Genomic DNA, 6,918 nt, shown 5'->3' with positions numbered 1-6,918 from the left:
TTTGCTTACCCTGTCAAATTAATCTATTCCCCTACCGGGCCCCCGGGCGGGGCACGCCCCCCCCCACCAGTTGCGCTTTTGCTGGTGGGGGGGGGGGGGGGGCTGCCCCCGCGATGGTGCCGGCAGACTCAACCCCAGCAGCGCAAGCATGCCTGCTGCTCGCGCCACGCCTCGTCCTGCACCACCGCCCTGAACCGTATCGTCGCGCCCGGCATGCACTGCGCCAATTGCGCCAGCGCCAGCGGTGTCAGCGCCCCCAGCCGTGGATACCCACCAATGGTCTGCCGGTCGTTGAGCAGGACGATCGGCTGCCCGTCCGGCGGCACCTGCACGGCGCCGAGGGGGATTCCCTCGGAGATCATCGGCGCGCCCTGGTAGACCAGTTGCGGCCCGAGCAGGCGAATGCCCATGCGGTCGGCACGGTTGTCCAGCGTCCAGTCACGGTTGAACGCCTCGAACAGGCTGGTGCCGCCGAAGTTACCGATCTGCGCGCCCATCACCAGATCCAATACCGGTTTCTCGGCATACGCCGGCCGCAGCGCTTCGGGCACGAGGGAGCGGCGGTTCGGTGCCCCGACTTGCCCCGCGATGGCTTCAGCCGCATGCAGTACCTCCCCTTTCAGCAGCGCCCGGCCCTGGCCGTCTACTCCACCCAGTTCTTCCCGTACTACGGTGGAACAACTCCCCATCACCGACTCGCCCACGAACCCGCCCGGCACCGCCAGGTAAGCACGTACCCCCTGGCGAGGCTGGCGCAGCGTCAGGCGCTGGCCCTTGCCCAGGTTGAAACTGGTCCAGGGCGCCACGGCCTGTCCGTCGACCTGCGCGTCGAGGTCGGCCCCGGCCAGCGCCAGCACGCAGTCCTGCTCGGCAACCACACTGAAGCCGCCAAGCGCAATCTCCACCACGGCGCTGTCCAGGGCATTGCCCAGCAGCCAGTTGGCCCATCGCATTGCCACCCAGTCCAGCGCGCCGCCCTGGGTCACGCCCAGGTGCCGCACACCGAAACGCCCGGCATCCTGCAATAGGCACAGCGCGGTGCTGGCCTCGACTTTCAACTGGCTCATGCCTGGGCCTCCAGCGGGCTATCGTCACCGCCCAGGTTAATGAATTCGGCCCGTTCGACGGCCACGAAACGCACCCGATCGCCAGGCTGCAGCAGGCTGTAGCCCTCGCGCTCGCGGTCGAACAGGCGCACCGGCGTGCGACCGATCAGGTTCCAGCCGCCCGGCGACACAGCCGGATAGGCGGCGGTCTGGCGCTCGGCGATGCCGACGCTGCCCGCGGCCACGCGCTTGCGCGGGGTGCTCAGGCGCGGCGTGGCCAGGCGCTCGTCGACCAGCCCCATGAAGCCGAAACCCGGAGCGAACCCCAGCGCGAACACCGGGTAATCACGGCCACAGTGCACCTCGATCACTTCGGCTTCGCTCAGTCCACTGCGCGCAGCCAGCACCGGCAACTCGGGACCGACGCTGGCGTGGTACCACACCGGGATCTCATGCCGCCGCCCGCTATTGCCGGCATCGGGCCGCAGGCCCTCCAGTGCGTGCAGGATGCGCTGGCGCCCTTCGCCCGGCGCCAGGTCGAACTGCACCATCAGCGTGGTGTAGGACGGTACCAGGTCGATCAACTGTTGGCCGAAAGCGTCCCGCAAGCGCTGGCTGGCGGCAAGGATCCACGGCATGTTGCCTTCATCGATGGCATCGAACAGCCGCACCATCAGGCTGTCGACGGCCACCACTTCGATACGTGGGGTCATGCCTGCTCCAGCGCGTCGAGAGCCTGGCGGATCTGGCGTACCGCGGCCACGGAGCCATCGTTGTCGCCATGCACGCAAAGGGTGCTGGCGTTCAACCGCACTTCGCTGCCGTCGTCGGCCACCAGGGCCTCGCCTTTGGCGAGGCGCAGCGCCTGCTCGACCACCAGCGCCGGGTCATGGTGCACCGCGTCCGGCAGGCGCCGCGACATCAGGTGCCCGCTGGCGGTGTAGCCACGGTCGGCAAAGGCTTCGAACCACAATGGCACGCCGATCTCGTCGCCCAGGGCCTGGGCGGCACTGTCGTCGGCGGTGGCCATGAGCATCAGCGGCAGGCCGCTGTCGAACGCCGCCACGGCCTCGAGCACCGTACGCAGGATGGCCGGGTTGGCCATCATGTCGTTGTACAGCGCGCCATGGGGCTTGACGTAGGCCACCCGCGCGCCGAGTACCTTGCAGATGCCGTCCAGGGCACCGATCTGGTAGTGCAGCAGGTCGCGGATCTCATCGCTGCTGCAGGCCATGGAGCGGCGGCCGAAGCCTGCCAGGTCCGGGTAGGCCGGGTGCGCGCCGATGGCCACCCGGTGCTCCAGCGCCAGGGCCACGGTGCGGCGCATGGTGCCGGGGTCGCCGGCGTGATAGCCGCAGGCGATATTGGCGCAGTCGATGAACGGCATGACCTTGGCATCCTGGCCCATGCGCCAGTTGCCGAAGCTCTCGCCCATGTCGCAATTGAGTAGCAGGCGTTTCACCTGGCGGACCTCCGTATCAATGTTCATGATGCCTACCTTAGCGTGCCTGGAGCGCTTTGCCGCGGGTTTCCGGCAGGCTCAGCGCGGCCACGATCACCACACCGTAGGACACTGCGGCGAAGGCACCAATCCCCAGACCCAACGGTACTTTCTCGCCAAGCAGGCCGATCAGCAAAGGGAACATGGCCGCGATGACCTTGCCGATGTTGTAGCAGAAGCCTTGCCCCGATCCACGGATACGGGTGGGGAACAACTCGGTGAGGAACGAACCCATGCCGCTGAAGATGCCCGAGGCGAAAAAGCCCAGCGGGAAGCCCAGCCACAGCATCACGTTGTCGCTGACCGGTAGCTGCGTGTAGAGCAGGACGATGACGAACGAGCCCACGGCGAACAGGATGAAGTTCTTCCGGCGCCCCAGCAGGTCGCAGAGGTAGGCGCTGACCACATAGCCGATGTAGGAGCCGACGATGACCATCGCCAGGTAGCCGCCGGTACCCAGCACGCTCAGGCCGCGCTCGTTCTTGAGGAAGGTCGGCAGCCACGAGGTGATGGCGTAGTAGCCGCCCAGGGCACCAGTAGTCAGCAGCGAAGCGCGGATCGTGGTCCACAGCATGCCGGGTGCGAAGATCTCGTAGAAGTGTGAGGGCGCCGCGACCGTCTCGGCGGCCTTGGCCTCGCGGTAGACCTCCGGATCCTTGACCAGGCGCCGCACGAAGATCACGAAGATCGCTGGCAGCAGCCCGAGCAGGAACAACGCGCGCCAGGCCTGCTCGGCCGGCAACCAGGAGAACAGCAGCGCGTAGAGGATGGCGGTCAGGCCCCAGCCGATGGCCCACCCCGACTGCACCATGCCTACCGCCTTGCCGCGATCCTGGGCGCGGATCACCTCGCCGATCAGCACCGCGCCGGCGGTCCATTCCCCGCCGAAACCAAAGCCCATCAGCGTACGGGCGATCAGCAGCTGCTCATAGCTTTGCGCGAAGCCACAGAGGAAGGTGAAAAAAGCAAACCACAGCACCGTCAACTGCAGAGTGCGTACCCGGCCGATACGGTCGGAGAGGATGCCGGCAATCCAGCCGCCCAGGGCCGAAGCGATCAGTGTGCTGGTATGGATCAATCCGGCTTCGGCGGTGCTGATGCCCCACAGCATGATCAGTGTGGGGATGACGAAGCTCAGCATCTGGGTGTCCATGCCGTCCAGGCCGTAGCCGATCTTGCAGCTCCAGAAGGTGCGTCGTTGCTGGGAGTCGATGTCGCGGTACCAGGCGAAAGGGCCGCTCGAGGTTCGGGCGGGGGCCTGCTGCTGCACGCCGGTCGGGTTCATGGTTGCCTCGGCTTGTTGGTATTGTTCTATGGGCGACGTCGGGCGTCGCGGCCTGGGCACCATGTTCAGAGGCCGCGCCCGGCACGTCCAACGAGAAAATCCGCCGGTCTGGAACAAGAAAAACTGATCATGAACCTTCGTTTCCTCGAAACCTTCGTCTGGGTCGCCCGGCTCAAGAGCTTCCGCCTTACCGCCGAGAAGCTGTTCACCACCCAGGCCTCGGTGTCCAGCCGCATCGCCGCGCTGGAGGCCGACCTGGGCGTGAAACTGCTGCTGCGCGATTCGCGCGGGGTCAGCCTGACCCCCGAGGGCGCCAAGGTGCTGGAATATGCCGAACGCATGCTCGACACCGCCAAGGCCATGAAGCAGTCGCTGGACAGCGACCGGGCCAAGACAGGGCGCATTCGCCTGGGGGTCATGGACACCGTCATCCACACTTGGATGAGCGCGCTGGTGGCAGAGCTGGGCGAGCGCTACCCGCAGGTGGAGATCGAGCTGGTGGCCGATACCGCGCTGAACCTGCGCGAACAGCTGCAAAAAGGCTTTCTCGACGTGATCCTGCAGACCGACCTGCTGCGCGAGCAGTCGATCCGCAGCCAGGACCTGGCGCGCTACCCGATGGGCTGGATCGTCGCCGCAGGCTCCCCGCACCACCGCACCTACGCCTCGCTGGCGGAGCTGGCCCGCGAACGCATCGTCACCTTCTCGAAAAATTCACGACCGCACCAGGAAGTGCTCAGCCTGTTGCAGTCAGCCGGGGCCGAGGCGCCACGCCTGAACTGCGTGAACTCGGTGGCGGCGATCACCCGCCTGCTGCGCGACGGTTTCGGCATCGGCGCGCTGCCACCGGCACTGGTCGATGGCGAACTGAGCCGGGGCGAGCTGGTGTTGCTGGACGGCTTGCAGCCACCGCCGAGCCTGGAGCTGGTGGTAGCCTGGCAGACCGGCGTGGCGTTGGTGGACGAGATCGTCGATGTGTGCCGGCAAGTGCTGGAGCGCTATGCGCGGGATGTGGGCGGGCAACGGATCGTGCTGGTCTGAACGGTCGCCTTTACCGACGATCAGGGCAGCAACAGCATCACCGCCAGCTTTCCTTCACCACTTTGCGCCGCCCACCGAGGATCACCCAGCCAATCACCAGCAACAGGCTCTCGACCACGAACGCCAGTACGAACCCGCTGCCGATCCCCCAACCGATCGCCTCGGGCACCAGCAGGATCTGGTAGCTGTAGCCCTTGAGCGTCTCCTCGCGCAATGTCGGCTCCGGCTGCACCAGCACATGCCAGGTGCGGCTCACCCACGAGCCCTGCAGGGCCTGCCATTCATGCTCCAGCGCCTGGTTGCGGATCAGCAGGCTTTCGATGCTGTTGGCATCGCTGTTGAACACCGGATCGTCGCTGCCGCGGTAATGCCGCACCAGCGCCTGCAGGTCGCCGTTGAAGAAGCGCTGCGCGGTCTGGCGGAAGCCGTCCAGGGCCTGGCGCGATTCGAGCAGGTGCGCCTCGACACGCTGGCTGTAGTCCTTGACCAGCCCGGGCACCTGGAGACCGGCCAGCAGGCCGAAGGTGAACAACAGCAAACGCAGGTAACTTCTGAACATGGAGCGTCCTTAGCTCTGGCCGTGGGCGACGCACTCGCCGTGGCGCCACAGCCCCCATTGACCCGGCTCGTAGCGGTTCCAGGTCTCGTTCTCGGTCAAGGCCTCGGTGGCGATCACCGTGACCACGTCGTTGGGGGTGGTTTGCGTGTGGAAGTCGACGATCAGGTCGACATCCTTCAGCCGCGCCGCGCCGAACGGTGCGCGGCGGGTGATGTGCACCAGTTTGGTCGAGCAGAAGCAGAACAGCCAGTCGCCGTCGCTGAGCAGGCAGTTGAACACGCCCTTGCCGCGGTACTCGGCGCAGGCTTCGACCAGCACCGGCAGCAACTGCTCGGCTTCCACCGGTTCGGGGAAGGCCTCGCGGATACGATTGAGCAAGTCGCAGAAGGCGGCCTCGCTGTCGGTATCGCCGATCGGTCGGTAGAACGTGCGCTGGCCGGCGAAGTCACCCAGCTGGCCGTTGTGCGCGAAGCACCAGTTGCGGCCCCACAGCTCGCGCACGAACGGGTGGGTGTTGGACAGGCAGACCTTGCCGACATTGGCCTGGCGGATATGGCCGATGACCACTTCGCTCTTGATCGGGTAGCGCTGCACCAGGTTGGCCACCTCGGACTCGCTGCTCGCCGCCGGGTCCTGGAACAGACGCAGGCCGCGCCCCTCGTAGAAACCGATGCCCCAGCCATCACGGTGCGGGCCGGTGCGCCCACCGCGCTGCATCAGGCCGGTGAAGCTGAAGACGATATCGGTGGGGACATTGGCGCTCATGCCCAGCAGTTCGCACATGTTCGCGGCTCCTGGCTTACAGACGGGGTTCGACGCGGCCCTGCCCGGGGCCGGAGCGGCGCACGGGGGCCGGTGGCGGATCGTCGCGGTAGCGGTCATGACGATTGGCGGCCAGGGAAGCGTCAGCCACGACCTCTTCCTCTTCCTTGGCCTGGCGCTGGGCGGCGGCCTCACGCTGGGCGCGGCGCTCGCGGGCACGCTTTTCCAGCGGCCAGCGGATCAGCACGAAGACGAAGTACAGGGCAAAGGCGATCATCCCGTACATGGCAAGGTCGGAGGCTGCGCGCCAGGCGTTGTTGCCGACCTTGAAGGCGAGGTCCAGCGCGGTGATGGCGATGGCCGGGGCGAAGCTTTCCTTGACAGGGTCGACGATGGTCGGGGCGAACAGCAGCACGGCGATGATCACCCGCAGCGGCTCGCGCAGCCAGCGCCACATCCAGCCGGTCAGCTTGAAACCCACCAGCAGGCAGCCCAGGGCGGCAACGGCGTACAGGCCCCAGGCCAGCGTATAGTCGTGTTCGGTCATGGTGTTGGTGCAAGCCAGGCAAAGAGACGCCTATGATAAACACTTTTACCGGCGCAGGCTGCCCCCGCACCGTAAGGGACCTGCAGCGGCCCATCGCGGGGGGGGGCCCCCCCCCCCCCCCCCCCCCCCACACAGCGGGGGGGGGGGGGGGGCCCCCCCGGGGGGGGCCCACCAAAA

At 66.9% G+C, this 6,918-nt stretch carries 8 protein-coding genes; 1 reads left to right on the top strand and 7 read right to left on the bottom strand.

Annotation, left to right across the window (positions count from 1 at the left end; translation table 11 throughout):
• Positions 1 to 128 precede the first annotated feature (128 nt).
• From ACVWY1_RS26000 to ACVWY1_RS25985, 4 genes are read right to left on the bottom strand one after another with little or no spacing between them, the layout of a single operon-like run.
• Positions 129 to 1,067 carry a 5-oxoprolinase subunit C family protein gene (locus tag ACVWY1_RS26000; RefSeq protein WP_277503140.1) on the bottom strand — a complete coding sequence of 313 codons (939 nt, stop codon included), beginning with the start codon at positions 1,065 to 1,067 and terminating at the stop codon, positions 129 to 131.
• A complete protein-coding gene (gene pxpB, locus ACVWY1_RS25995; RefSeq protein ID WP_110697953.1) occupies positions 1,064 to 1,759 on the bottom strand; it encodes a 5-oxoprolinase subunit PxpB in 696 nt (231 codons plus the stop codon). The genes ACVWY1_RS26000 and pxpB overlap by 4 nt, the downstream gene beginning before the upstream one ends.
• A complete protein-coding gene (locus tag ACVWY1_RS25990; RefSeq protein ID WP_110697951.1) occupies positions 1,756 to 2,535 on the bottom strand; it encodes a 5-oxoprolinase subunit PxpA in 780 nt (259 codons plus the stop codon). Before ACVWY1_RS25990 ends, pxpB begins: the two co-directional genes overlap by 4 nt.
• A 10-nt stretch (positions 2,536 to 2,545) precedes the next feature.
• A complete protein-coding gene (locus ACVWY1_RS25985) occupies positions 2,546 to 3,832 on the bottom strand; it encodes an MFS transporter (RefSeq protein ID WP_102684381.1) in 1,287 nt (428 codons plus the stop codon).
• 129 nt (positions 3,833 to 3,961) lie between these two features.
• Between ACVWY1_RS25985 and ACVWY1_RS25980 the strand changes: the two genes are divergently transcribed.
• Positions 3,962 to 4,873: a LysR family transcriptional regulator gene (locus ACVWY1_RS25980; protein WP_102684380.1), complete on the top strand. Its 912-nt coding sequence runs from the start codon at positions 3,962 to 3,964 to the stop codon at positions 4,871 to 4,873.
• A gap of 37 nt (positions 4,874 to 4,910) precedes the next feature.
• Here ACVWY1_RS25980 and ACVWY1_RS25975 read toward each other — a convergent pair whose 3' ends face one another.
• From ACVWY1_RS25975 to ACVWY1_RS25965, 3 genes are read right to left on the bottom strand one after another with little or no spacing between them, the layout of a single operon-like run.
• Positions 4,911 to 5,432, bottom strand: a complete 522-nt coding sequence (locus tag ACVWY1_RS25975) for a DUF2937 family protein (RefSeq protein WP_102684379.1) — start codon at positions 5,430 to 5,432, stop codon at positions 4,911 to 4,913.
• 9 nt (positions 5,433 to 5,441) lie between these two features.
• A complete protein-coding gene (locus tag ACVWY1_RS25970; RefSeq protein WP_038705609.1) occupies positions 5,442 to 6,215 on the bottom strand; it encodes a class II glutamine amidotransferase in 774 nt (257 codons plus the stop codon).
• Positions 6,216 to 6,231: 16 nt separating this feature from the next.
• A complete protein-coding gene (locus ACVWY1_RS25965) occupies positions 6,232 to 6,741 on the bottom strand; it encodes a hypothetical protein (protein WP_038705608.1) in 510 nt (169 codons plus the stop codon).
• Positions 6,742 to 6,918: the final 177 nt, after the last annotated feature.

Source organism: Pseudomonas sp. TE6288 (genome assembly GCF_054062095.1).
This window is presented reverse-complemented; position numbering and strand designations above follow the sequence as displayed.